Origin of the sequence: Lysinibacillus sp. NPDC095746 (assembly GCF_044763535.1) — a bacterium.
GTDB lineage: Bacteria > Bacillota > Bacilli > Bacillales_A > Planococcaceae > Lysinibacillus.
Genome location: NZ_JBIWGL010000011.1, coordinates 87,548 through 112,101, shown reverse-complemented (window position 1 = coordinate 112,101; position 24,554 = coordinate 87,548). Strand labels below are relative to the sequence as shown.

At 37.5% G+C, this 24,554-nt stretch carries 22 protein-coding genes; 13 read left to right on the top strand and 9 right to left on the bottom strand.

Features of this window, described 5'->3' with window-relative positions; genetic code table 11:
• The first annotated feature begins 72 nt into the window (after positions 1-72).
• On the top strand, positions 73-1,038 hold the full coding sequence (locus ACIQ7N_RS10445; RefSeq protein ID WP_402931804.1) for a nuclease-related domain-containing protein: 966 nt from the start codon (positions 73-75) through the stop codon (positions 1,036-1,038).
• Positions 1,039-1,213: 175 nt separating this feature from the next.
• On the opposite strand, the gene ilvA is transcribed toward ACIQ7N_RS10445, so the two are convergent.
• The gene (ilvA, locus tag ACIQ7N_RS10440) at positions 1,214-2,476 is read right to left on the bottom strand and encodes a threonine ammonia-lyase IlvA (RefSeq protein ID WP_402931802.1); all 1,263 of its coding nucleotides are present in this window, start codon (positions 2,474-2,476) and stop codon (positions 1,214-1,216) included.
• A gap of 245 nt (positions 2,477-2,721) precedes the next feature.
• Between ilvA and ACIQ7N_RS10435 the strand changes: the two genes are divergently transcribed.
• Positions 2,722-3,465 carry a TerC family protein gene (locus ACIQ7N_RS10435; RefSeq protein WP_402931800.1) on the top strand — a complete coding sequence of 248 codons (744 nt, stop codon included), beginning with the start codon at positions 2,722-2,724 and terminating at the stop codon, positions 3,463-3,465.
• Between the two features lie 51 nt (positions 3,466-3,516).
• Here ACIQ7N_RS10435 and bshB2 read toward each other — a convergent pair whose 3' ends face one another.
• The 3 genes from bshB2 to ACIQ7N_RS10420 all read right to left on the bottom strand — a co-directional run bounded on the left by bshB2 (position 3,517) and on the right by ACIQ7N_RS10420 (position 5,645).
• Positions 3,517-4,206 carry a bacillithiol biosynthesis deacetylase BshB2 gene (bshB2, locus tag ACIQ7N_RS10430; protein ID WP_132360230.1) on the bottom strand — a complete coding sequence of 230 codons (690 nt, stop codon included), beginning with the start codon at positions 4,204-4,206 and terminating at the stop codon, positions 3,517-3,519.
• 13 nt (positions 4,207-4,219) lie between these two features.
• Positions 4,220-4,570: a YojF family protein gene (locus tag ACIQ7N_RS10425; RefSeq protein WP_132360232.1), complete on the bottom strand. Its 351-nt coding sequence runs from the start codon at positions 4,568-4,570 to the stop codon at positions 4,220-4,222.
• A gap of 745 nt (positions 4,571-5,315) precedes the next feature.
• Entirely contained in the window at positions 5,316-5,645 is a 330-nt protein-coding gene (locus tag ACIQ7N_RS10420; protein ID WP_255505185.1) for a hypothetical protein, read from the bottom strand.
• Positions 5,646-5,822: 177 nt separating this feature from the next.
• Here ACIQ7N_RS10420 and ACIQ7N_RS10415 point away from each other — a divergent pair, with 177 nt between their 5' ends.
• The gene (locus ACIQ7N_RS10415) at positions 5,823-6,374 is read left to right on the top strand and encodes an acyl-CoA thioesterase (RefSeq protein ID WP_402931797.1); all 552 of its coding nucleotides are present in this window, start codon (positions 5,823-5,825) and stop codon (positions 6,372-6,374) included.
• Positions 6,375-6,654: 280 nt separating this feature from the next.
• On the opposite strand, the gene thiD is transcribed toward ACIQ7N_RS10415, so the two are convergent.
• Positions 6,655-7,485 carry a bifunctional hydroxymethylpyrimidine kinase/phosphomethylpyrimidine kinase gene (gene thiD, locus ACIQ7N_RS10410; RefSeq protein WP_402931796.1) on the bottom strand — a complete coding sequence of 277 codons (831 nt, stop codon included), beginning with the start codon at positions 7,483-7,485 and terminating at the stop codon, positions 6,655-6,657.
• Between the two features lie 493 nt (positions 7,486-7,978).
• On the opposite strand from thiD, the gene ACIQ7N_RS10405 reads away from it, so the two are divergent.
• From ACIQ7N_RS10405 to ACIQ7N_RS10385, 5 genes are all read left to right on the top strand, one after another.
• Positions 7,979-8,656: a uracil-DNA glycosylase gene (locus ACIQ7N_RS10405; protein WP_402931794.1), complete on the top strand. Its 678-nt coding sequence runs from the start codon at positions 7,979-7,981 to the stop codon at positions 8,654-8,656.
• A 178-nt stretch (positions 8,657-8,834) separates the two neighbouring features.
• Entirely contained in the window at positions 8,835-9,014 is a 180-nt protein-coding gene (locus ACIQ7N_RS10400; protein WP_248717784.1) for a uracil-DNA glycosylase, read from the top strand.
• Positions 9,011-9,277 carry a YwdI family protein gene (locus tag ACIQ7N_RS10395; RefSeq protein WP_132360244.1) on the top strand — a complete coding sequence of 89 codons (267 nt, stop codon included), beginning with the start codon at positions 9,011-9,013 and terminating at the stop codon, positions 9,275-9,277. The genes ACIQ7N_RS10400 and ACIQ7N_RS10395 overlap by 4 nt, the downstream gene beginning before the upstream one ends.
• Positions 9,278-9,504: 227 nt before the next feature.
• The gene (locus tag ACIQ7N_RS10390) at positions 9,505-9,885 is read left to right on the top strand and encodes a DUF423 domain-containing protein (RefSeq protein ID WP_248717785.1); all 381 of its coding nucleotides are present in this window, start codon (positions 9,505-9,507) and stop codon (positions 9,883-9,885) included.
• Positions 9,886-10,102: 217 nt separating this feature from the next.
• Positions 10,103-11,281, top strand: coding sequence for a M20 family metallopeptidase (locus ACIQ7N_RS10385; protein WP_402931792.1), 1,179 nt, complete (start codon positions 10,103-10,105; stop codon positions 11,279-11,281).
• A gap of 257 nt (positions 11,282-11,538) precedes the next feature.
• On the opposite strand, the gene gerQ is transcribed toward ACIQ7N_RS10385, so the two are convergent.
• Both gerQ and ACIQ7N_RS10375 read right to left on the bottom strand, forming a co-directional pair.
• Positions 11,539-11,880, bottom strand: coding sequence for a spore coat protein GerQ (gerQ, locus tag ACIQ7N_RS10380; RefSeq protein ID WP_142509394.1), 342 nt, complete (start codon positions 11,878-11,880; stop codon positions 11,539-11,541).
• A gap of 21 nt (positions 11,881-11,901) precedes the next feature.
• Positions 11,902-12,327, bottom strand: coding sequence for a cell wall hydrolase (locus tag ACIQ7N_RS10375; RefSeq protein ID WP_402931790.1), 426 nt, complete (start codon positions 12,325-12,327; stop codon positions 11,902-11,904).
• 1,061 nt (positions 12,328-13,388) lie between these two features.
• Here ACIQ7N_RS10375 and ACIQ7N_RS10370 point away from each other — a divergent pair.
• On the top strand, positions 13,389-13,571 hold the full coding sequence (locus ACIQ7N_RS10370) for a hypothetical protein (protein WP_248717787.1): 183 nt from the start codon (positions 13,389-13,391) through the stop codon (positions 13,569-13,571).
• A 159-nt stretch (positions 13,572-13,730) separates the two neighbouring features.
• On the opposite strand, the gene hemQ is transcribed toward ACIQ7N_RS10370, so the two are convergent.
• Positions 13,731-14,480: a hydrogen peroxide-dependent heme synthase gene (gene hemQ / locus ACIQ7N_RS10365; protein ID WP_132360254.1), complete on the bottom strand. Its 750-nt coding sequence runs from the start codon at positions 14,478-14,480 to the stop codon at positions 13,731-13,733.
• Positions 14,481-14,637: 157 nt separating this feature from the next.
• On the opposite strand from hemQ, the gene lipL reads away from it, so the two are divergent.
• A complete protein-coding gene (gene lipL / locus ACIQ7N_RS10360; protein ID WP_402931788.1) occupies positions 14,638-15,474 on the top strand; it encodes an octanoyl-[GcvH]:protein N-octanoyltransferase in 837 nt (278 codons plus the stop codon).
• A gap of 33 nt (positions 15,475-15,507) precedes the next feature.
• Here the strand turns inward: lipL and ACIQ7N_RS10355 are convergent, their stop codons facing one another.
• The gene (locus tag ACIQ7N_RS10355) at positions 15,508-16,155 is read right to left on the bottom strand and encodes an RsfA family transcriptional regulator (protein ID WP_132360258.1); all 648 of its coding nucleotides are present in this window, start codon (positions 16,153-16,155) and stop codon (positions 15,508-15,510) included.
• Between the two features lie 564 nt (positions 16,156-16,719).
• Between ACIQ7N_RS10355 and ACIQ7N_RS10350 the strand changes: the two genes are divergently transcribed.
• The 3 genes from ACIQ7N_RS10350 (at position 16,720) to ACIQ7N_RS10340 (ending at position 24,470) form a co-directional block, all read left to right on the top strand.
• Positions 16,720-16,944, top strand: a complete 225-nt coding sequence (locus tag ACIQ7N_RS10350; protein WP_049667962.1) for a YuzB family protein — start codon at positions 16,720-16,722, stop codon at positions 16,942-16,944.
• Between the two features lie 478 nt (positions 16,945-17,422).
• Complete coding sequence (locus tag ACIQ7N_RS10345) at positions 17,423-18,796, top strand: HD domain-containing protein (RefSeq protein WP_402931786.1); 1,374 nt, start codon at positions 17,423-17,425, stop codon at positions 18,794-18,796.
• A 490-nt stretch (positions 18,797-19,286) separates the two neighbouring features.
• Positions 19,287-24,470 (top strand): collagen binding domain-containing protein, encoded by a 5,184-nt coding sequence (locus ACIQ7N_RS10340; protein ID WP_402931784.1) that lies wholly within the window; start codon positions 19,287-19,289, stop codon positions 24,468-24,470.
• The last annotated feature ends 84 nt before the right edge of the window (positions 24,471-24,554 follow it).

Genomic DNA, 24,554 nt, shown 5'->3' with positions numbered 1-24,554 from the left:
AGTTAATAAAAAACTGAAAATTTAGTTAAGTCGAAAGAAGTGCATTATAATCTAACTAAAGGAGGTGAAAAAATGTTACTCAAAAAGCGCGAAGTTTCATCAAAACAGCTCACATTAGAAATGCTTGAAAGGCGATTACCGAAATCTCACCCAAAAACTACTTACTATCAAGATTTGCTCAATAGAACAAGAGCAGGGTATGCAGGTGAGCAACGAGTAGATCGAGAATGGCAAAGTATTTATTTAGAGCAAACGCATTATTTATTACACGATGTTGCGCTTAAGGATGAAGGTGGATCCATACATCAAATGGATACATTGTTGATGTCGCAGAATTTTATTTTAATAGTGGAAATCAAAAATATCGTTGGGCGTGTAGAATATATGGAAGATAACCATCAATTTATTCGAATTACTTCTGATGGCAGAGTAGATGGCTTTAGAAATCCCTTTGATCAAGTGAAGCGCCATGCTAGGTTTTTGCGTCGGCTATTTCAAATGCGCGGTCATCATATACCGATTGAATATATAGTCATTTCTGCAAATCCGAATATGATTATGACGTCCACTTTCTTGTCGCAGCCAATCATTCATGTGAGTGGCTTGGCAGAAAGGATATATCAACTGTTCAAGCAGCATCAACAAGTCTGTCTAAGTGAAAAAGATTTGAGAGAATTATCGGCGCATATTTTAACGAGGCACAAACCAATTCAATGGACCCTAGATATTAAAGTGGATGAATTGAAGAAAGGTGCACTATGCTCTCATTGTCATTTTGACCATGTTCTACGTTACATCCATGGGAAATGGCATTGTAGCAATTGCCAATCGATTGATAATCAATCGATGCTAATCGCATTACATGATTTTCGATTAATGATAAGCAACAATATTACAAATGCTCAGTTTCGTAATTTTTTTGATATTGACTCAGAGAAGGCGGTTTATTATTTATTGAAAAAGTTAAAATTTGAAGCGATAGGTGAAAAGAAAAATAGAAAATATATAATTCCTGCGAAATTGTTAGATGAAATGTAAGCGACGTAAACTATCGGTGCGGTCAGATAGTGTCGCTTGTAAGATAGATGTCGATAAACATTTGAAAAGTTTCGATAAACAAGATAAAAGTTTCGATAAATCGCAAAAAAGTCTCGATAAACCTTTTATTCCCGCAAAAAAAGCCACACTCACTTAGCAAGTGTGACTTTCTATGTTAGACGAGTAAGCCAAATAGTTGAATGTCGTTGTTTACTTCTTTGTATTTGAAGCCGAATTCATCCATGCGAACGAGTAATCCTTCGAAGTCTTCACGATTGCCAAGTTCGATACCGACTAGGGCAGGACCACTTTCTTTGTTGTTTTTCTTTGTATATTCGAAAGTTGTAATGTCATCATTTGGACCTAGCACACTTGTAAGGAATTGGCGAAGTGCGCCTGCACGTTGTGGGAAACTAACGATGAAATAGTAAAGTAAGCCTTCGTGAATTAAAGACTTTTCTTTAATCTCCTGCATACGATCGATATCATTATTACCACCACTAATGATGATAACGACTGATTTCCCTTTAATTTCCTCTTTGTAGGAGTCGAGTGCTGCTACTGATAATGCTCCAGCAGGCTCTGCGATAATAGCATGTTTATTGTAAAGATTTAAAATCGTTGTACATACTTTTCCTTCAGGTACTAGTACGATATCGTCTAAGTAGCGACGACAAACGTCATATGTGTGGTTACCGACGCACTTTACCGCAGCACCGTCTACAAATTTGTCAATCCAATCAAGTGCCACTGCACCGCCTTCTGCAAAAGCAGCCTTCATACTGCCTGCCCCGGTAGGCTCAACACCGATAATTTTGCTATTAGGGGAAAGGTTTTTCACATAGGCAGAAACACCTGACATTAAGCCACCGCCACCAATACTTCCAAACACGTAATCAATCGGTTCTTCCATGTCATTCATAATTTCAACAGCGACCGTTCCTTGTCCAGCAATGACATCCAAATCATCAAATGGGTGAATAAAGATTTTATCGTGTTCATCGCAGTAAGCAAATGCGCTTTCTGCAGCATCATCAAAGGTATCACCTGCTAAAATAATTTCTGCATAATCACGACCAAACATACGCACTTGGTCAATTTTTTGCTTAGGTGTTGTTTGAGGCATAAAAATACTTGCCTGAATTTTCAATTGAGCACAAGCGTAGGCCACACCTTGGGCATGATTACCCGCACTCGCGCAAACGACGCCAACTTTACGAGCCTCTTCTTCAATTTTTTTAATCTTATAATAAGCACCACGAAGTTTAAATGAGCGTACATGCTGTAAATCTTCGCGTTTAAAATAAATATTAGCTCCATATTTCTCGGATAGATAGTCATTTTTTTGTAGCGGCGTATGCACCACTACGTCTTTTAAGAAATGATGTGCAATCAAGATATTTTCTACCTGCACAGTTCTAGTGTCAGCAGCTTCCATAATATTCATCCTCCGTATACGTATAAAACATTTATCTATGATAGCACATATTATAAGCTTTTTGTTATTAATTTTTAGTAAATTCTAAATTTTCGGTGTCTGTTTTATCTAGGTAACTACAAAATGCAGAATAATTAAATTTTTGCGAGAATTTTTTGTAGAAATAAAGGATGCACACATTTCCTCATAACAAAAATGGTCAAGCATATAATAGAATACCTTAGGACAAGTAGGAGGGTATGTAATTGGAAATCATTCAAGGAATTCTATCTACATACATGCAATTTTTCAATTGGGAAATGTGGAAAGAGATCTTAACTGACCCTGTATCTTGGGGGTTAATATCAACACTAATTATAATAGAAGGTTTACTCTCAGCAGATAACGCACTTGTATTAGCAGTGCTAGTAAAGCATTTGCCAAACAAGCAACGCAAACGGGCATTAATGTACGGTATGTTGGGGGCCTATTTTTTCCGATTTTTATTTATCGGGATAGGTGTTTATTTGGTAGAATTTTGGTTTATTAAATTGCTAGGAGCCCTGTATTTAGGTTGGCTATGTGTTGCTCATTTTTTACAGATAGGGGAAGCGGATAGTACTAAAGAGATGAAAAAAACAGGGTTGTTGGTTCGCCTTTTTGGAACTTTTTGGGCAACGGTTATTTCTGTGGAACTGATGGATATTGCATTTTCAATTGACGCGATTTTTGCTGCTTTTGCGATATCCAATCAAATTTGGATATTACTAATCGGGGGAATGTTAGGTATTTTAATGATGAGAACGATTGCTGGCTTATTTTTAATCGTTATAGAAAAAATACCAGAATTAGAGGCAACAGCATTCATTATTATTGGGATTATTGCACTGAAAATGCTAGCCAGTGTCATCGGTATTCACGTTCCACATTATATGTTTTTTGTGGTGTTAATTATTATTTTCTCAATAACTTTCATTATTCATTTTTTTAAAAAGATGAGGGTAGCTTAATATAAAACGGTTCTGTTCTCAATGAAGAAAGAGGACAGAACCGTTTTATTGTTATTTTACATATTGATCAGGATTCACAATATAGAACTTTTCAATATTAAGCCAGCTTTCACTCATTGGCTCGCCGTTATCAACACGTTTTTCTGTTTCTTGCATCATCCAAGCAGTTTGAGATGCATGTGCTTGTAATGCTTTAATTTTATCCATCCTCATTTCACGTATATCGTTGACAACATGTGGCTCTCCATTTTTTTCAATCGTATCATTTGCAAAGGCACAACCTAACACTTGTGGACGTGCAGCTTTTGGCATACGACGAACAGCTTCCACTACGGCACGTGCTGTAGCTTCATGGTCAGGATGCACTGCAAAACCAGGTAAGAACGTAAAGATAAGAGAAGGCATTAGCTCCTCAATTAAACCTTCAACAAGCTTTACCATTTTTTCATCATCTTCAAATTCAATCGTTTTATCACGGAAACCAAGCATACGTAAATCTTGTATTCCCATAGCCTCTGCTGCTGCAACAAGCTCCTTACGTCGAATTTCTGGCAAAGATTCACGTGTTGCAAAAGGTGGGTTTCCTAAATTACGCCCCATCTCACCTAAAGTTAAACAGGCATATGTAACCGGTGTATTCATTTTCTTTGTATAATAGGCAATTGTTCCAGCAACTGAAAAAGCCTCATCATCTGGGTGAGGGTAAACAATTAAAATATGACGCTGTGGTTGTAAATTCAAAAAGTCGTCCCCCTTAGTAAGTAAATGGCGTTTCGCTAATTTCGAGTGCAATCGCCAATTTACCTGAGTAGTCTAGTCCAGCCATTAATAAACGGCCTAAATCATCTAATTCAAAATGTGTGATGCCTTGAGCATAAACCCAGCCATGTGCCATTTTTAACCCGACACGATGGGGTGAATCATCTACCACTTTAGCAAGTTCAAAGTTGATTTTTGCATTGCGAATAAAAGCACCTGCATTGAAAAATTTTTCATCATAGTGTGCTGCATAAGAACCGTTTGTCGTCTCAAGATGAATATAAACGTCTTTGTTGGCGAAAGAATTCAATAATTCCTGCAACGTCTTTACTTGTACTTCTTGCATCTTAACACTCCTCTCGATTATTTCTCCTTTAAGTATAGTAAAAATAATTCACAAAGGGAAATTGAATGCCTATGTAACACAACATCATTAATATGCTTCACCTCCAATGAATCTCGAAGGCTTGTTTAACTTCTTTCAGTGGGCCCACATATATCAATGAAATAGGGGGACTCAGGATAAGAACTTATCATTCTGTGAAACGCCTGGGTGACCAACACCGTGCTGTGCTGCCGCTCTGTTTTACATATGAAACGTTGTCGTTAAATTGTGCTGCGCGTATTGTTGCTGCCATTCCGTTATGCTACGCTTTCATAAAAAATCCTTTGCGCTAAAGCATTCTTGCCGGGATAAATGATCCCATTTTTTAATCTATGAAGATTTTTAAGCAATATTCTTGAAAAAATTATAGAAATATATCAATATAATGAGTGTGAAAGCAATTTTGTACAAAATGTGTCGTTTTGTATTGTATACGGTTTCACAAACGAAAAGATACTGAACACGATTTCTTCCTTAACAGTGGAGAGGCAGCGCATAGTGTTGAAGGGGATTTAAAACTAGGTAATAACGAATTCTATCTTGGTACAATAGATGACGTTCCTTCAATATTGGTATGTATAGCTGTAAAAAAGGGAAGAAGACTGAAAGCTCATTATCATATTATAGTAAAAAAAGCCGCGATTCTCTTTTATGACGGAGAATCGCGGCTTTTTATAATTAGCGGTTTTTATGGGGTATGTATTTGTTAATATCGGTTGAGTTTCCGTTCAATGGAATCTAGACGATTGTTGAGATGTGATAAATGTTTATGCATTTGTCTAAATTGTACACTTTGATTTCGCGCGTCGGATGTTCTTGCTTGTTCATTTGCCTCTTCTTCCTGCAATGCTAAAATGGTGGAGAGGGTTGCTAATGAATACCCTATTGTCAAAACCATTGAAGATATTAATTCTACTTTAGTAGAGGTTATATCTCCACTTTGAATACCTGTATCTTCACCTAGGAGACCAGCTTCTTCACCAGCTAGGAAATTTCCTTCTCCATTTGGGGCTTGTTGTTGTCTACGTCTTACCATTTTTCTCCCTCCCATATACAGCTAATATATGGCCTAGGAAGCAGTAGCGTATCTTGTCCAGAGAATTAATAAAAAACAACAGTAGAAAATTCTTAATTTTCCGGTAATTTAATTGCTTTTTATGGAAAAATAGAGCAATATAGTAGAAATAAACAGTTGTTTTTAGGGGGAATAGATGTGAATAAAAACTTTAAATATTGTAAAGATTCTAGAGTTATGCGTACAAGTCGAGTTTTTCCGAATGATATTAACAATCATAATACACTGTTTGGCGGTCGTTTGATGAGTGACATCGATCAAGTAGCTTCAATTTCCGCTGCTAAGCATAGCCGTAGAGATTGTGTGACAGCTTCAACGGATTCTGTAGACTTCCTGCATCCAATACGCCCGACCGATTCTGTCTATTTCGAATCTTATGTAACGTGGACAGGGACATCTTCAATGGAAGTTTTCGTAAAGGTCATTTCTGAGAATTTGAAAACAGGAGACCGTAAGGTAGCAGCAACAGCATTATTAACTTTTGTTGCATTAGATGAAAATAATAAACCAGCCCCAGTTCCATCTGTTATCCCAGAAACAGTAGAGGAGACAAAACTACATGAAACGGCATCTGAACGAGCGAAGGCACGTGCAGATCGTAAAAAGGAAAGTAAGGCATTTGCTCAATTTATTTCGATGAACGATCCATGGGATTATCGGCTCGAAATGATGGAGAACTACTATATGTAAAAAAGGCATCTGAAACTAATCAGATGCCTTTTAGTTATTATGCCTCGGCATCATTGAGCTCGGAATCAGCTTTGTGAACTCCTTTCCGTCCCATGACATCCGCAAGAGGCTTTAACTTCTTTGTAGCGGATGATTGAACACCCACTGAAAAGTGAACGTCTCTAATACTTATAGGTGGGTGTACCTGTCGCTTTGCTTTCGTTAAAAGACATCTGTAGCTGACGCTATGCTTTCGCTACCAAAACAACGCTTTCGGTCAAAAGACATCTGCTGAAAAAAGTTAGATTTCTGTTACTGTTACTTGTGGTGCACCAAAACGAGATTTTGCACCGTGCATAACTGGCCCTACATAGTCATTTAATGCCCAACCGTGAGCGATTGCAGCTGAAACGAATTCTTTTGCTTCAATTACAGCTTCTTGTACTGAAAGACCGTTTGCAAGGTTTCCTGTTACGGAAGCAGCAAATGTACAACCAGCCCCATGGTTATAAGTTGAAGCTACTTTTTCAGATTCTAATAAGTAGAATTTTGCACCGTCGAAGAATAAGTCAGTTGCTTTTTCAGTAGCTAACGCTTTTCCACCTTTTATCACAACGGCTTTGGCACCAAGGTCGTGAATTTTACGAGCGGCTATTTTCATTTCTTCGATTGTTTTTGGTGTCCCAGTACCAGCTAATTGGCCAGCCTCAAATAGGTTAGGTGTTGTAACTGCAGCTAATGGTAAAAGATGTTGAATCATTGCATCCGTATTACCAGGGTTTAATACTTCATCTTCTCCTTTACATACCATTACAGGGTCAATGACCACGTTTGCAGTACCAGATTTTGCGATAGCATCACCTGCGATACGAATAATCTCTTCTGTTGACAGCATACCAGTTTTTATGGCGTCAATGCCTGTTGAAAGAGCAGTATCGATTTGTTTTTGTAAAAGCTCTGTTGGTAATGGTGTTACGTTATGAGTCCAACCGTTTGGATCCATTGTTACGACAACTGTTAATGCCACCATGCCATATGTGCCGTGCTCCTGAAATGTTTTAAGATCGGCTTGCATACCTGCGCCACCTGATGTATCTGAACCAGCAATCGTTAAAGTTTTTTTTAGAGCCATGTGGAATATCTCCTTTATAGATAAAAGTTTTAAAATTACCATCTAGTATAGTCTTATTCTGATGCTGTAAAAATAGTCAGAGTTAGATATTTTTAGAAGGTCAGTTTAACTTCTTTCAGTAGAAGTCTTTATTTCTATAGACGGTGTGATGAATGTGGTTTTTCTCACTTTTCATCTGAAGGAAGTTAAAGCCTTTACCGGATGTCATAGAATCGGAAAGGCGTTAAGAATGTTAGCCTAAAACCATCGATCCGTGCGATAACGGCTAACTGACCTATATCAGTATCGTTGCCGCTACGTTAGTATTGCGCTTTCGCACAAAAAACAATTGTTGCTGCCGCTACGTTAGTATTGCGCTTTCGCACAAAAAACAGTTGCAGGCCTAAGCGTAAAGCCGATTCTGGACGGAATTATGCCAAGGCATAAATTGGATACTTGAATTCAACATTATTTTTTTGTACCGTTGTAAGAAGAGAGAGGGGCTTATATTACAATGAAACAAGTATTCCCGAATGATTGGCAAGCAATACTTGCAGAAGAAATAGAAAAGACATATTACACAAAGTTACAACAATTTGTAGATCATGAATATGCAACACAAACAATTTATCCACCGATAAATGACATAATGAATGCATTTAATACGACGGCCTATCAAGATGTAAAGGTCGTAATTTTAGGTCAGGATCCGTATCATGGACCAAACCAAGCACATGGATTAAGCTTTTCGGTCATGCCGGGAATCAAACATCCACCAAGCCTACGAAATATGCTACAAGAATTACAAGATGATCTTGGCTATCCAATCCCTCAAAATGGAACATTAACAAAATGGGCGCAGCAGGGAGTAATGTTATTGAATACTGTATTAACTGTTCGAGCAGGTCAAGCGAATTCTCATAAAGAACAAGGATGGGAGCAATTTACCGATGCTGTAATCGATAAATTAGCATCAAGAGATAAACCAATTATTTTCGTGCTTTGGGGTAACCCAGCACAACGTAAAAAACAATTAATTCGTAAATACTCAACATCGCATTTAATTTTAGAAGCACCTCATCCAAGTCCACTAAGTGCTTATCGAGGTTTTTTCGGCAGTAAACCATATTCGAAGATTAATGCACAGTTAGTGGAATGGGGAGAGCAACCAATTGATTGGAATCTAGCATAGATTGACATAGATCGATATCTTCATTCAATAATTTTTTTTAACGAAAGCGAAGCAACAGCTACAAATGTTTCCTGTAGCGAAAGCAAAGCGACAGCTACAATTAGACAAGGCGAAATTGAATGCACATCACTCACCGTTTCGTGTTACAGTTAATAATAGAAGAAAGTGAGGAACAACGATGAAGGTAAATTGTTTCAAATGTCAATATTTTAAAGTAACGTGGGACCCAAAAACTCCACGGGCATGTGCAGCATATGGCTTTAAAACGAAGCAAATACCATCTGTTGTCGTTAAACAATCCTCTGGCACAGACTGTTTAAAATTTGTGCCAAAAGCAGAAAGTGGGAGAATACAATGATTCCTTATCAAGCCGTTATTCAACAACTTGAAAAACAATTATCTGGTGTTAAAAATGCTGGGGACGAACAGCAAATTCGTGAGGCCTTAACGGCAATCCGAGCATTATGTGATGTGGTATTAGACTCATCTGACGATATTTCTAAAGCCCAGTCAAAACATCTACCACAAATGCTAGTGTCAGAACCGAAGCAAACAAGCTTATATACTGCAAAAATTGAAGAAGAAGACGGAGCAAATGGTGATTCAATTTTTGACTTTTAATTATCTTCTTCAGTGAAGATGCCACTTAAAAGGTGGCTAGATGAATGCGGATGTGGTTCCTTTTCAGTAGGTGTCCTAAAGCCTACTGAATAAAGATAAAGCCCCCGGTGGATTTTGATAGGAATAAATTGTGCAACACATTTCAAAATCCGGACCATTGTTTATCTGCGCGAAGGCGACAGCGGCAATTAGCCAAGGCGAAATTGATTAAAGGTAGGGATAATGACATGAAAAAGTTTATCGTAACAGGTGCACTCCACGGCTTTTTAGCAGTGGCATTGGGTGCATTCGGTGCACATGCTTTAAAAGAGGTTCTAGACGATTATAGTCGCGGAATTTGGGAAACTGCTGTTCAGTACCAAATGTTTCATGCCACGGCTATACTGGTAATTGGCATATTGATGAGCTCGAAACTACTAGGTGAAGTAAAGCAGTTAAATTTAGCTGGAATCTTTTTTAACCTAGGTATTGTCTTCTTTTCAGGAAGCTTATATGTACTGGCAATCAGCGGCGTTAAAGTTCTAGGTGCCATCACGCCAATCGGTGGTGTTCTATTTTTAACAGGCTGGGTTCTAATAATAGTTGCTGCCCTTAAACATGCGCGATGAAAGTTAAATATGAATATTTTTCCAAAGTTACTCCTTTGCACTATGTGTGAAGGGGTTTTTTTGTTGGAACTAGTAATGGGTCAAGTGAATTTTCCTTCGTAATGAACAATATAATTACAATACAATGGTTAGTTTTAATTCCTATTTTTTTTGTAAGGATTTATAGTACACTATAATTATCAAATAAGTTCGAAAATAGGAAGCGAGGTTTTGTGATATGGAGAAGCTTTTTACTTTACTAGATCATAACTATGATGAAATGGTAGCGATTCGTCGTCATTTACATGAATACCCAGAATTATCCTTTGAGGAAGTGGAAACTCCAGCCTATGTAGCTGCTTTTCATCGAGCATTAGGACATGAGGTTCGTGAGCATGTAGGAGAACGTGGTGTTGTTGCTACTTTACGCGGAGGGAAGCCAGGTAAAACAGTGGCATTACGCGCTGATTTTGATGCACTGGCAATTCAGGAGGAAAATAACGTCCCTTATAAATCAAAAGTAGATGGTAAAATGCATGCATGTGGACATGATGGTCATACTGCAACATTACTAGGGCTTGCTAAAGCACTTCATGCGATAAAGGATGATATTGCGGGCAATGTAGTATTTATTCATCAGCATGCAGAAGAGATGGCGCCTGGTGGAGCAAAGCCTATGATTGAAGATGGCTGTCTAGACGGGGTAGATGTTATTTTCGGTACACATTTATGGGCACCAACACCGTTAGGAGATATATTGGTGAGAGACGGGGCGATTATGGCTGCTGCGGATAAAGTGGAAATTACGATTCATGGCAAAGGTGGTCACGGTGCGGAGCCTCATCATTCTATTGATGCAGTTACTCTTGCGTCACAGTTTGTAGTCAATGCACAGCAGATTATATCTCGACGTATTGATCCATTAAAGTCAGCTGTCTTAACGATTGGTCATTTGGAGGCGATTAATCCTTTCAATGTTATTGCCGAACGGGTAGTATTAGCTGGAACAGTCCGCACTTTTGAAGAGCAGGTACGTAAACAAATGGAGCAAGAACTTGAGGCAATTTTAAATGCCACTTGTTTGGCATTCGGTGCAAGCTATGACTATCGTTATACAAGAGGCTATCCACCGGTGTATAACCATGTGAAAGAAACAGAATTTATTGCAAAACTTGCAGCAGATGTACCAGGAGTAGAAAATATTATCACGTGTCCACCGTTTATGATTGGTGAGGACTTTGCGTATTATTTAGAGAATGTACCAGGAACATTTTTCTTCACAGGTGCTAAAAAGCCAGAGTGGGAAGTAGCATTTCCTCACCATCATGCACGCTTTGACTTTGATGAACGTGCAATGTTGATTGCTGCCAAAACATTAGGAAAAGCAACATTGCAGTTTTTACAAGAAAATCAATAGTAAATAAAAATTGGCATGCTAGGAGATATCCTAACATGCCAATTCTTTTGATCTAATGGCAATATCCACGCAGATTCCTCGTTTCATACTACTAACACATTTGCGACGCATGCAAGGATACGAGACTCAATGAGGAGTCTAACGAAATTTGCAATGCGACGAAGCTTAAGTAAAACAGAGCGAAGGAGCAAGCCGATTAGCCTATGAGGAGCGGGATTTTACCATAAAGAAAATATGAATTTTTGAATAGCTTTTTCTTATGGATTTTGGTTAAAATAAGCCATTTCTTCATCATATTCAGCGAAATCAAAATAAATCATTGGGAAAAGGAAACGATGATTCGATTTGAGTTCACGTAAAATAACATGGTCTCGACCGGCTGCTTCTACAACGCCTCGCACAGTTTTTGTGTTTTTTCCTTGCTCAACCGCATGCTCGAAGGAAAAATGGAAAGTTCCAGGCTTTCCGCGATTTAATCGGAAAATATTTTCAATATACGATTGCTCCCGTCCAGGTGGTCGTGCTCCAGTCGTCTGTGGAGGCATTACCTGTGGCGGCATTTGTTGTTGCGTTGTCGGTGTCCAATAATAAGGCATCATAAGTTATCAACCTTCTTTCTTTTAGATTTGAGGACAATCTTCTTCGGTTGGCGAGAAGAAGCAATGTGCTTTGAATCTCCCCGTATTCCACTGACCATACCATTGTGCTGGACAATCTCCCTCAGGTCTGAAAAACCATAGAGAACGAGTCGCCGGATGGAATCTTTCGCCTTGAATAACTCTCTTCGTTAATCGAATGTCTTGATCACGTGCGCGTTGATAAAAGTAGCCTTTTTGTGTCGCTTCAAAGCCTCCAGGACGCTGATAAACCATTTGTTCAATTGTACGAACATCCGTAAAATCTAAACAATCGGCTCGTACACGATTGACGCCAACATTGCCGACCATCAGCATACCTAAATTTCCTTCACCTTCTGCCTCAGAGCGCATAAGACTTGCTAGCATAGCTGTTTGTGCATCATTCGTCTTTATAACGGCGATTTTCACTCCTCCTCGCAGACAGTATATGCATGATGGTATTGTAGACATGTTTAATTTTAACTTTTTTCAGTAAGTGTTTTGGTAGTGAAAGCGAAGCGACAGGTACAGATGTTTTTTGACGGAAAGCGAAGCGACAGGTACAGAAGTCTCCTATCTCTATAGTATGAATGCGGGGCAGTGGATGTCCTAACGCCTGTACCTGCTGAAAGAAGTTGAAGCCTCCAGCGGTGGATGTCACGTAATCGAAAAGGGTCGCATTTATGCGATAACGGCTAATTGACCAGCATCCTGCTGCTGACGCCACGCTTTCGCGAAAAAACATCTGTAAGCCTAAGTGCAAATCTGATTCCGGACGTAATTAAAATTGAAAGAAATTCACAATTTAAAAATGCTACGCATATATTAGTAATACGAGTAGTCTGTAAAAGTAGATATTCAACACCAAACGTAAGCTATATAAGTTGATTGGAGTGAAGATGAGGTCCTTGGGAAACAGCGTCACGGATAAGACCCCGAAGCGTAAACGAGTAGGGGAACGAAGGCAAAAAGTATCAGTCCTGTGGTAACGCCTTGTACACTTTCACATAGAAAACACTTTTTCTTCCGATGTCCCAAGGAAACCGCCTAGCCAGGAACGGAAATCAACCCCACGTTATGTTGATGAGCCAAAATTTTATAAATAGAGATAGAATGGGGAACATGAGATAGGAAATTGCATGTGTATTGAATACATGTGAGGTGATAGGGTATGGAGATTGGTGTTTGGGTAGGCATTTTGTTGAGTGCTGTGCTGGCATTTTTAGTAGGGAGTTTTTACGGACAGCCACTCCATTGGTATCTCTTTATATTAATAATTGTAATAGGATTTTTTATCCATACGATTATACTAATTTTGAAAGTTAACGATGAAAGGTCTTTAAAATAAGAAAGTGTCATCGCGGTTGGTGGCACTTTTTTTATTTTTTTGATTAAGTAGATGAAATCTAATGTTTTGTAAGTATATTAAAAATAAACTGTGACATACTAAAGTGGAAAATTATTTTTTGCTTTTATGAAGGAGTGTTATAATGCATAATTTTGGTACGTTTGTAGCAATTATCATAAGTGCATTCATGGCAGTTGGTATAGCAGAATACTATCATCAACCATATAATTGGTATTTAGTTTTTCTTATGATTCTAACGGGCTTTTTTATTCATACAATTATTTTAATATTGGAATCAGAGAACAGCGAAGAAAGTGAATATTAAAAAATGCGAGTCCACGACTATGGACTCGCATTTTTATCTATATTCAGCTGAAGACTCCCACCTTATGAAGTCAGTGAGATGAATCCATTTCCAAATCTACTGAATGATGATCAAGCACCCTGACGCAATGACGACAAGGCGATGATATTTAAAAGCAATTTAGACAGTTAAGAATTTCACAAGTTTTTCGTTATCAAGAAGGTTACCAACGAAGAATGCACCAAACTCACCATAGCGAGCTGAAACTTCATCAAAACGCATTTCATATACTAATTTTTTGAATTGTAGTACGTCATCTGCAAATAGTGTTACGCCCCATTCGTGATCATCGAAGCCAACAGAACCAGTAATGATTTGTTTAACTTTACCAGCATAGCCACGACCAATCATACCGTGAGAACGCATTAGAGATTTGCGTTCATCCATTGAAAGCATATACCAGTTGTCATTGCCTTGACGACGTTTATCCATAGGATAGAAGCATACATGCTTAGCACGTGGAAGTTCAGGATATAGACGAGCACGCACGTGTGGATTTTGGTAAGGATCTTCGTCTGACTCACCTGCTAAATAGTTAGAAAGCTCTACAACAGATACATATGAATATGTAGGAATTGTAAAATCAGCAATCGCTAATTTATTGAATTCAGCTTCAAGCTCTTGTAGCTCATCCATTGTTTCACGTAATGTCATAATCATAAAGTCAGCTTTTTGACCAACGATCGCGTAAAATGCATGAGCACCTGTTTTAGCGATATCAGCTTCGTTTAATTTTTCTAAATATGCAATGAATTCCTCTACTGCTGCTTGGCGTTCCTCAGCAGAAACTAGTTTCCATGAAGCCCAGTCAATTGAGCGGAAATCATGTAAAGCGTACCAACCATCTAAAGTAATTGCTGCTTCATTCATTATTAAGAACACTCCTTTATAAGTGAATATCTTTCAAATTTTAGTTTATCATAGTTTGTACAAATTCCCTAAGTCCATGATTGCATTTCACGAATTTGACACCTTCGATAGATAATGTATTCTAAAGAGAATAGATGTAGATAGAGGAGTTCCAACCATGAAAAGTATTTTACAACAGCCGATTTGGCGTTTTTACGATCAATCCATTAGCGCGAAGCAAAGATCGCCACTTGAATCCTTTGCAACAGACGATACTTTATGTCAGTTAGTAGGTCAATTATCTTCTCCACCAACTATTCGTACATGGGTACATGATGCATCGGTTGTGCTTGGTATTCAGGATCACCGTTTACCATATGTGCAGCAGGGTATGGACTTGCTCAAAGAACGTGGCTATGATCCTATTGTACGCAATTCAGGCGGATTAGCAGTTGTGCTTGATGAAGGTGTACTGAATATTTCTATTGTTTTATCTGAACAAGCGGAAGCACTAAGCATTAATGATGGCTATGATGTCATGGTAGCTCTAGTAAAAGGATTGTTCCCTGAAGTATCGGATCAAATTGAAGCCTATGAAATCGTAGGCTCTTATTGTCCAGGTTCTTATGATTTAAGTATTGCAGGGAAGAAATTTGCTGGTATTTCTCAGAGACGCCTACGTCAAGGAGTAGCAGTGCAAATTTATTTATGTATTGAAGGAAGCGGTTCTGAGCGAGCAGCTCTCATTCGTGACTTTTATGAGGAAAGTCTAAAAGGTGAGGAAACAAAATTTACGTATCCTAACATTGTCCCTGATGTAATGGCGTCATTATCCGAACTTATTGATGCATCATTAACAGTGGAAGCCGTTGTTATTCGTTTACAGCAGCTTCTTCACAATATGGCAGAAGAAATTCGGGCTGAATCTTTTCATGATGAAGAATTAACGCAATATGCGTTTTATTTACAACGTGTTTTAGAGCGGAATAAGAAAATGCTAGAACCGAAACTTTAATCAAAAATCGTTTCAAAGAAAAAAGCGATGCTGCTAATTAAGCGCATCGCCATTTTCTTGTGCATAAGGACTACTTACAACAAGATTTCCGTTTTTCTCCATTTTAAAAACAGGTGCAATTCGTTCTTCCTCTTCATCTAGTGTTACTAGTCGTCGAGCTCGGTTCATAATTTGTACAAATTGCTCGTAATCTTTTCGAATAGCTCTATTTTCTTCTTCTAGCTGTGTTATAGTTTTTTCTAGTTTTTTATTTTTCTCAGATGTTACGTGTACTAGTTGTCTCCATTTTGTAGACTCATTACCTATTTCACCAGAGTGCTGTAAACGTAATAAATAAGCTATGACAATATCAAGATTTAATGCAGAAAGAGGAATTGATTTACCCTCTGCACCACTACTATTAACTGTAAACATACTAGAAGCACGGCGTCTTGCTGGAGCTCCCAACACTCGCATTCTTTCTTTTCTTTCTTTTTTTGCTTGTGATAATTGTTCCTCGTATTCTTTACGAACAACAGCATTCCAACGAAAACCACATGCAGCAGCAGTACGATTTAAAGCATCACCAGCTTCCTCAAAGGCATTTAATTGTGTACTACCTTCTGTCACATGGCGAATTACCGCCTCAGCTAATAATTCATCGTTTTCTTCTAACCAAGCATCTTGTCTTACTTTACTCATATTAAAATCCTCCCACCTTTATTTGGAACTTTTATTTACAATTAGCATGACCAATCTTTTAACCTTTTATTCATCTATGTGGAAGAATTATTATGCTTGAATACAAGGGGAAAAATGCGATACAATACCCGATGTAGGTTTGTACGTATGCTACATACTTAACTATGTGAAGTCATACGTTCAATAGAAACGAATTTTTGAATCAAGAATCGACTTTGTGCATGCACAAAGAGTCCCATTCCGATTCCGTGATATCCGCCGGAGGCTAGGATGTTTGGACACCCGCTAAAAAAGTGATCTAAAACCGCATTTATCTCACCACCTATAGAATAGGAGACTTCTGTAGCTGACGCATACTTTCGCTGCAAAAGACATTTGTAACTGCCGTTTCACTTACGTAGCGAAAACAGCTGTACAAGTCGCTGCGCTTTCGGTCAAAAGCCATCTGTAGCTGACGCTGCGCTTTCGCTACCAAGACATCTGTACCTGTCGCTACGCTTTCGGTCAAAAGACCCCTGCTGAAAGAAGTTAAAAAAATACTATATAGAAAGGGTTGTTGACAAAATGGCAAACGAATTTAAAGTTTGCGATGAATGTCAGGCCGTTAACTTAAAAACGTTAATTCCAAAATTAAAGGAAATCGATCCTGATGCAACCATCGAAATTGGCTGTCATTCTTATTGTGGCCCAGGACGTAAAAAAACATTTACCTTTGTAAATAGCCGTCCTGTTGCCGCATTAACGGAAGAAGAACTAATGGAAAAGGTTTTAGCAAAGTTAAAAAAATAAGTAAAACAAAACGCTATCTTCACTAGTCTAGTTGAAGATAGTTTTTGTTTTTTTTTGGATTTTTAATATCGACGGATGGAAGAGTCAGAGTGACGGATAGATCCTCCGTAGTGACGGAAAGAAGAGCCAGAGCGACGGAAGGTCATCGGAGTGACGGAAAGAAGGGTCAGAGCAACGGAAAGAATCTTTGGAGTGACGGAAAGAAGAGTCAGAGCGATGGAAGGCCATCGTAGTGACGGAAAGAAGAGCCAGAGCGACGGAAAGAATCTTTGGAGTGACGGAAAGAAAGAGTCAGAGCGACGGAAGGCCATCGTAGTGACGGAAAGAAGAGCCACTTCGATAGATAGAGCGTATAAAGCGAGGGATGGGAAGCTTTACTTTCGCTCCATCGATTAGAAATTAGGTCAATTGAATCCTAAATTAAGACGAGAATACAGTGAGTTAGGTTGATAGTCTCTATAATTAAAAGTAAATATGTATGCTAGTCCTATATTTATCGCATATAATAGAACAAATAGGAAACGGGGGTGCTGTACAATTGACACATTATGCAAAAGCTAAATTACAAGAGGAAAAAGTATTCAAGGATCCAGTGCATCGCTATGTGCATGTACGGGATCAAGCGATTTGGGATCTAGTTGGTACGAAAGAATTTCAGCGATTACGACGAATTCGCCAGCTTGGTACAACGTTTTTAGTGTTCCATGGAGCGGAGCATAGCCGTTTTAGTCACTCGCTTGGCGTTTACGAAATTGTACGCCGTATAGTAGATGATATATTTGCAGGTCGTCCTGAATGGGATGAGGATGAACGATTGCTTGTGCTTTGTGCAGCCCTTTTACACGATTTAGGGCATGGACCATTTTCACACGCTTTTGAAAATGTCTTTGAGCTTGATCATGAATTTTATACAAGGCAAATTTTACTCGGCGATACAGAAGTGAATGCAGTATTGAAAAAAGTATCAGCTGATTTTCCAGAGAAAGTATCACAGGTAATTGAAAAAACATATCCGAATAAGCAGGTTGTCAGTTTAATATCAAGCCAAATAGATGCAGATCGTATGGATTACTTACAGCGTGATGCTTATTTTACTGGCGTAAGCTATGGTCATTTTGATATGGAACGAATTTTAAGAGTGATGCGTCCGCGAAAAAATCAAGTCGTTATTAAGACGACGGGCATGCATGCGGTAGAGGATTATATAATGAGCCGCTATCAAATGTACTTACAAATTTATTTCCACCCAGTATCTCGCAGCGCAGAGGTTGTTTTAAATAATATTTTAAAACGCGCTAAAGAACTAAGCTTGGCAGGCTACAAATTTAAGCACGAGCCTACACACTTTTTAGCGTTTTTCCGTAACTCAATTACGCTTGAAGACTATCTTGCATTAGATGAAAGTATTCTTTTTACATATTTTCAGCTTTGGATGCAAGAGGAAGATGCTATATTACGTGATTTAAGCCGCCGTTTTGTTAATCGAAAGTTATTTCAGTACATCGATTTAGACCCAGGTGTTGAATTGGATAAATATCAAAAACTCCAAGAACTCTTCAAACAAGCTAATTTAAATCCAGAATATTATCTTGTCCATGATACGACGGCAGATCTACCTTATGACTTTTATCGACCTGGAGAGGAAGAAGTGCGTGTTCCTATTTTCTTAGAAATGAAAAATGGAGAGCTACGAGAGCTATCGCGTGAATCTATTATTGTTGATTCCATTTCTGGCCGCATGAAGCGAGATCATAAAGTCTATTTTCCACTAGATTTTTTAGAAGACAACAGTACCCATTCCGATATTAAGAAGCAAATATTAGCCATCCTTCAAGGAAAAGGGAAAAAATAAAAAAATTTTTTTATGTATAAAAAAATGTATATAAAATAATCAAATTAAATAGTATTCCAACATACAAATAGTGAAAAACAGTGAATGTACTCTAAATGAGTTACTTTCACTGTTTTTTTGTTGTGTATAAAGATGAAAAAAGTGGAAAAAATATAGAATTTTTTAGAATCTTTTAAATAAAAAGTCCGTGATTGTTTAGAAATTGTTTAGTATTATCTTTTATAATGAGCCAAAAACCCTAAAGGGGGTGAGGTCTATTATTGAAGGTATCACAAAAGTACTATGTATACATTCTAATTTTACATCGAACATACATAAGTCATCATGAATACCTACTCCGAGTACTTAATAGAATGTATGACGACAACTGAATAGGAGGAAAGAGAGATCAACCGATGTTTGTAGCATACTTTTACAACATGTAGAAAGGATGTAACGTCGTCAGCAAACACCAACAGGTATCCCTCTGAACTTAGAAAAGGAGAGAAACATGAGGAAATTAAAAAAACTAAACATAGCAATGATCTTAATGCTACTCGTATTCCAAACAGTACTATCACCGATATCAGTGTTTGCGATTGAAGACACCTCTTCAACACCATTAGAGTCTGAGCAACAAGATCATAACCAAGAAATCGGAAAAGATGGTAAAGAATCTAGTGATATTACTAGTAGCACAAATGGAGAAGGTGGCACAGAAGATAAAAATCCAAGTGAGGATGATAAAAATCCGAGTACAGTAGATAAAGATCCAAGTACAGTAGATGAAAGTCCAAGTACAGTAGACAAAGATCCAAGTACAGAGGATAAAAATCAAAGTACAGAAGATAAAAATCCAAGTGAAGATGACCTTAAGGGCGAAGGGGACGATGCTAACAAACCAGTAGAGGGTGAATCACCACAGCCACCGAATAAACAAATAACACCTGGTTTACCTGTTGATAGAGAAGATATTAACTTTAAAGAGAAAATCACTTTAAAAATTAATGGGGCAGAAGTTTCTGGAACATCGGCACAAGGAAAAGTTGGAGATTTTGTAGAATTTAGAGTGGATTTAGGTTTAGCCCCAGGTCACCAGTATAGTGAAGGTTCTACTTTAACTTATACATTGCCGAGTCAATTTGCAGGTCTAAGTGGAGACACACCTTTATATTATCAAGGTGCTTTAATTGGTAACGTAGTTGTTTCAGGGCAAACTGCTACTCTTACATTCACGGATAAAATTCGTGATGAAGCTAATGCGGGTACAATAGTAGAAGATGTTTATTTCACTATTAAAGGTGAACTTCAATCTGTAGGTGATGGTTGGTTACAGAATATTGAAGTGCCAGGATACCAGACGATTGAATTGAATTTTCAACCAGCAAATAGCGGTCAAGTAGTTTCTAAATCAGGTAAAGCAGACCGTGATGGTAAAAATAGTGAATTTATTACTTGGACAGTAGATGTTAATACGAACTTAGATGTGAATAGTAATACTGGTAATACTACATTTACTGACACATTAATTAATCAACATAGCTTTGAAGGCATTCCAACTGTAACTGAATTAAGTATTTCTCCAACGGGAGCTATAACAGTAGGTAAAGAATTAACACCAGCACCACCGACAACTATTAACGATAATACAATGACAATTGACTTACCTAATAAGGAACATACAGGTTACCGTATTACTTATAAAACAAAAGTTGGCGATCCGGGTAATGTTGAAAATGCAAACTTTGGTAACGTTGCTACTTACAATGGAACATCAACAAAACCAATTTATGTGAATGTTGAATTTGGTACACCTTTAGAAAAGTCAAGTTCAGGTCCTAATATTGCTGATTTAACAACAGAATGGAACATTAAATACAACTTTAATAAGCGTAATATTCCAGCAAAACAGGCAATATTATCTGATACATGGGATGAGACACAAATTTTAGTCGGAAATGTAGACGTTTATGAAGAGAATGGCACACCTGTTGCTAAAGAAAAATATAACTTAACTCATAATAGAACAAATGGTTTCGAATTGTCGTTTAATGACGATGTAACTGGAGCATACGTTATTAAATACAAAACTAAGCCTGCCGATGGTGTATATCCGACAACAGAAATTAAAGTAAAAAATACAGTTACTCGTGAGGATGGCTTGGAAAGTATCGCCTATTCTCATTATAAAAAGAATGAACTAGTATTAGACAAATCTGCTCTTGGGGTTGACTACCAAAATAAAACAATCTCGTGGAAGATTGTGGCGAACCAAGCGAAATATGCGTTGAAAGCTGGGACAATATTTGAAGATACGTATAGTGATTCATTACTAAAATTAAAAGATGGTAGTTTAACAGTCACAGTTGATGGTAAGGAGTTTAAAGACTTTACTTTAGATAAAACAGAAGTTGACGGTAAAGAAATAGGATTTATTCTTAAATTAGAACAGCCAGTTAATGGTGTAATTGAAATTAACTATACAACAGATTATGAAATTAAAGATATTGGTACAAATGATCGTACTTACACGAATACTGTGAAATTGAAAGACACTGGTATATTTACATCAGAGTCGTCTGATTCAGCAACGCAAAAGGTTAAAGAAGAACAAAAAGCAAATGGTAAAAAAGATGGGTATTATAACTATGAAACGAAAACATTCCATTGGGATGTTGAGCTAAACTTTAACTATAATACATTTGAGAATGCAATATTTAAAGATACATTAGATCCATCTCAAGAAGTGACTAGTATTACAGTAACTGAAGGTAAATTAAATGCAGCAGGACAATTTGAAGCAGTCTCATCAAAAAATTACACTAATACATCACCTAACAAAAATGAAATCGTGCTCGAATTAGGACCGATTAAAGGACCTTATAAGGTGACGTATACATCAAAAGATGCTGATGGTGTATTCCCACATGGTTCAGACATTACAATTAGTAATAAAGCAGCATTGTATGAAAATACAAGTACTAAGCCTAACGCAGAATGGGAGAAAGATGTATCGGTTTCTCATACTAAGAACATCTTAGATAAAACAGGCAAACAAGTAGGTAATTCTCCGCAAGTTAACTGGAGTTTTAAGTTTAACTATGCACAGTCACAATTAAATAACATCGTTATTACTGACACTGTAGATAAAGACAGCGAAGGTAATCCAAACCAATTGATTTTAAAAGATTCATTTAAAGTATATGAAATGAATTTTACAGGAACTAACCCAACACCGACTCGTGGTAAAGAAATTAGTTTATCAGATGCTAATTTTAACGTTGATATTGAAAAAGGTACGTTTACATTAAAATTACCTAATGGTGATAAAGCATATTACGTTACGTACTCAACAGTATTTATGGGAGCATCAGGTGAGAGTATAAACAACACAGTAGATGTTGCTTATACTAGTACAGATGGTGATCATGGTCAGGATGTATTTAATAAAAACAACTTCACTTATGATGGTGGTGGTAAAGTTGGTAAAGTACCATTCGTCATTATCAAAACAGATGCAGCAACAGGTTTACCAATGGAAAACGTTAAGTTTGACTTACTAGGACCATACACAGGTAACACTGTGTTAGCATCAAAAACAACAGGTGCAGAAGGCTATTTAAACTATGGCTTAAAATTAGCGCCAAGTACTGCCGGTAAGAAATATAAAGTAATTGAAGAAACACAGCCAGGCTATGAACCATTAACAAAAGAGTTTGAACTTGATGAAAAAGAAATCGAAACATCAGGTAAGTATGCTGGTTTCCAAGTGATTGAAATTGAAAACAAACCATTAAGTGGTTTAGCATGTAAAAATTTTGGATTAACAGTATACGATATTGACGGTAAATTAGTTAATGGAACAGTGACATTAGTAAGTGAAGCGACGGGTATATCCGAAAATCATCCCGTTGAAAACGGTAAAGTTACTTTTACTCCAGACCAAGTTAAAGCTGGTCAATACGATGTTTATGATTCAAATGGAAATAAGCTAGGTAACATTACAGTAAAATACGATGATAATTGTAAGGATGAAAATGTAATTCAACCAGCACCTAAGTGCGAAAACTTCACAATCGTGGTTGAAGATACAGACGGAAATATCCGTACAAATATTAAAGAGTTAACATTAAAATCAGGTACTACAGAAATAAAGGCATCAACAGACGCATCAGGCAAGTTTATTTTTGAATCAAACAAAAATAATCCTACTAATGGTGTAAAGCCAGGAGAGTATCTGGTGTACGAAGGTAAACAATTCTTAGGAACAGTAAATTTAACGTATACAAAAGATTGTGGGCATGAATTTATCATTAAACAATTACCAAAATGCGAAGAGTTCAAATTAACTGTAAAAGATGTTGATGGTAATAAAATTACGGATGATACTACAAAAATCGTTGTTAAAGATGCTGCCGGTAAAGAAATTATTAATACAACAACTAAGACAGGTGTTATTGTATTACGGGATTTAGACCCAGGTACTTACACAGTTGAAGTTGGTGGTGAAAAAATTGGTACCTTCCAAACAAATATCGAATGTGAAAAATCAATTCAACCAGCACCAAAATGTGAACTATTCACATTAACGGTGAAGGATGAAAATAATAAACCACGTCCGAATGTTAGCAATATCACAATCAAAGATGAAACAGGCGCAATTATTGCTACAAACCAAACGACAAATGAATTAGGGCAAATTACTATTGAGCCTAAAGAAATTCCTTCTGGTAAGTATCTTGTATATCAAGGTGATCTGTTCATTGGTCAAATAACAGTTAAATATTCAGAAAAATGTAATGCAGAATTATCAGCAGCACCTGCATGTCCTGAGTTTACATTGACTGTACAAACTAAGTATGGAATGCCTAATGCGAATGCAAAGATCACGGTAAAAGATGCTAATGGAAATATCGTTAAAGGTGTAGACAACAGTGAAGTTCTAACAACAAGTATTACTGGAACGGTTGTATTGCCAAACGAAGCTATTAAACAAGGAACGTATTATGTATATGAAGGAAGTAGTTTAATTGGCTCATTTACTGTAAAAGATACATGTTCTGCATTAGTAAAACCAAACCCTGATCCAGGCCCAGGACCGGGTCCAAACCCTGATCCAGGACCTGGACCAAAACCAGAACCGGAGAAGCCAGTTGATCCAAACAAGCCAAAACCAGAACCAGAGAAGCCGGTTGATCCAAACAAACCAAAACCAGAACCAGAGAAACCAGTTGATCCAAACAAGCCAGCTCCAGAACCAGAGAAGCCGGTTGATCCAAACAAAACAAATCCAGAACCGGAGAAACCAGTTGATCCAGAAAATCCAGGTAACCCAACAACAGATTCGAAAAATCCAACAAAACCTGGAAAACCATCTGTACAAGAAGTCATTGACCAAGGGAAAGACTTAAAGCCATACAATCCTTCTACAGCAAATAAAGACACTTTAGATGCATATAAGGATTTCCTCGATAAATACAACAAGTTATCTAAAGAGGAACAGGAAGAAGTAGCAAAATCACTTGATATTGACAAAATCAAAGCAGATGCTAAAGAAATGGAAGCGCAGTTAAAGGCGCAAGGTAAACTGCCACAAACAAATGGAGCAAACCAAACAGCTCTTACACTAATTGGTGTGGCTCTCGTTCTAGGTGCATTATTCTTATTGCGTCGTCGTAATACAGAAGTAAAATAATTTTCAAAGTACAGGTAATTGTACTTTGAGTAAAATTTGGTAACACTTTCATAAAATGTTACACATTCAATAAAAAGCACGTTA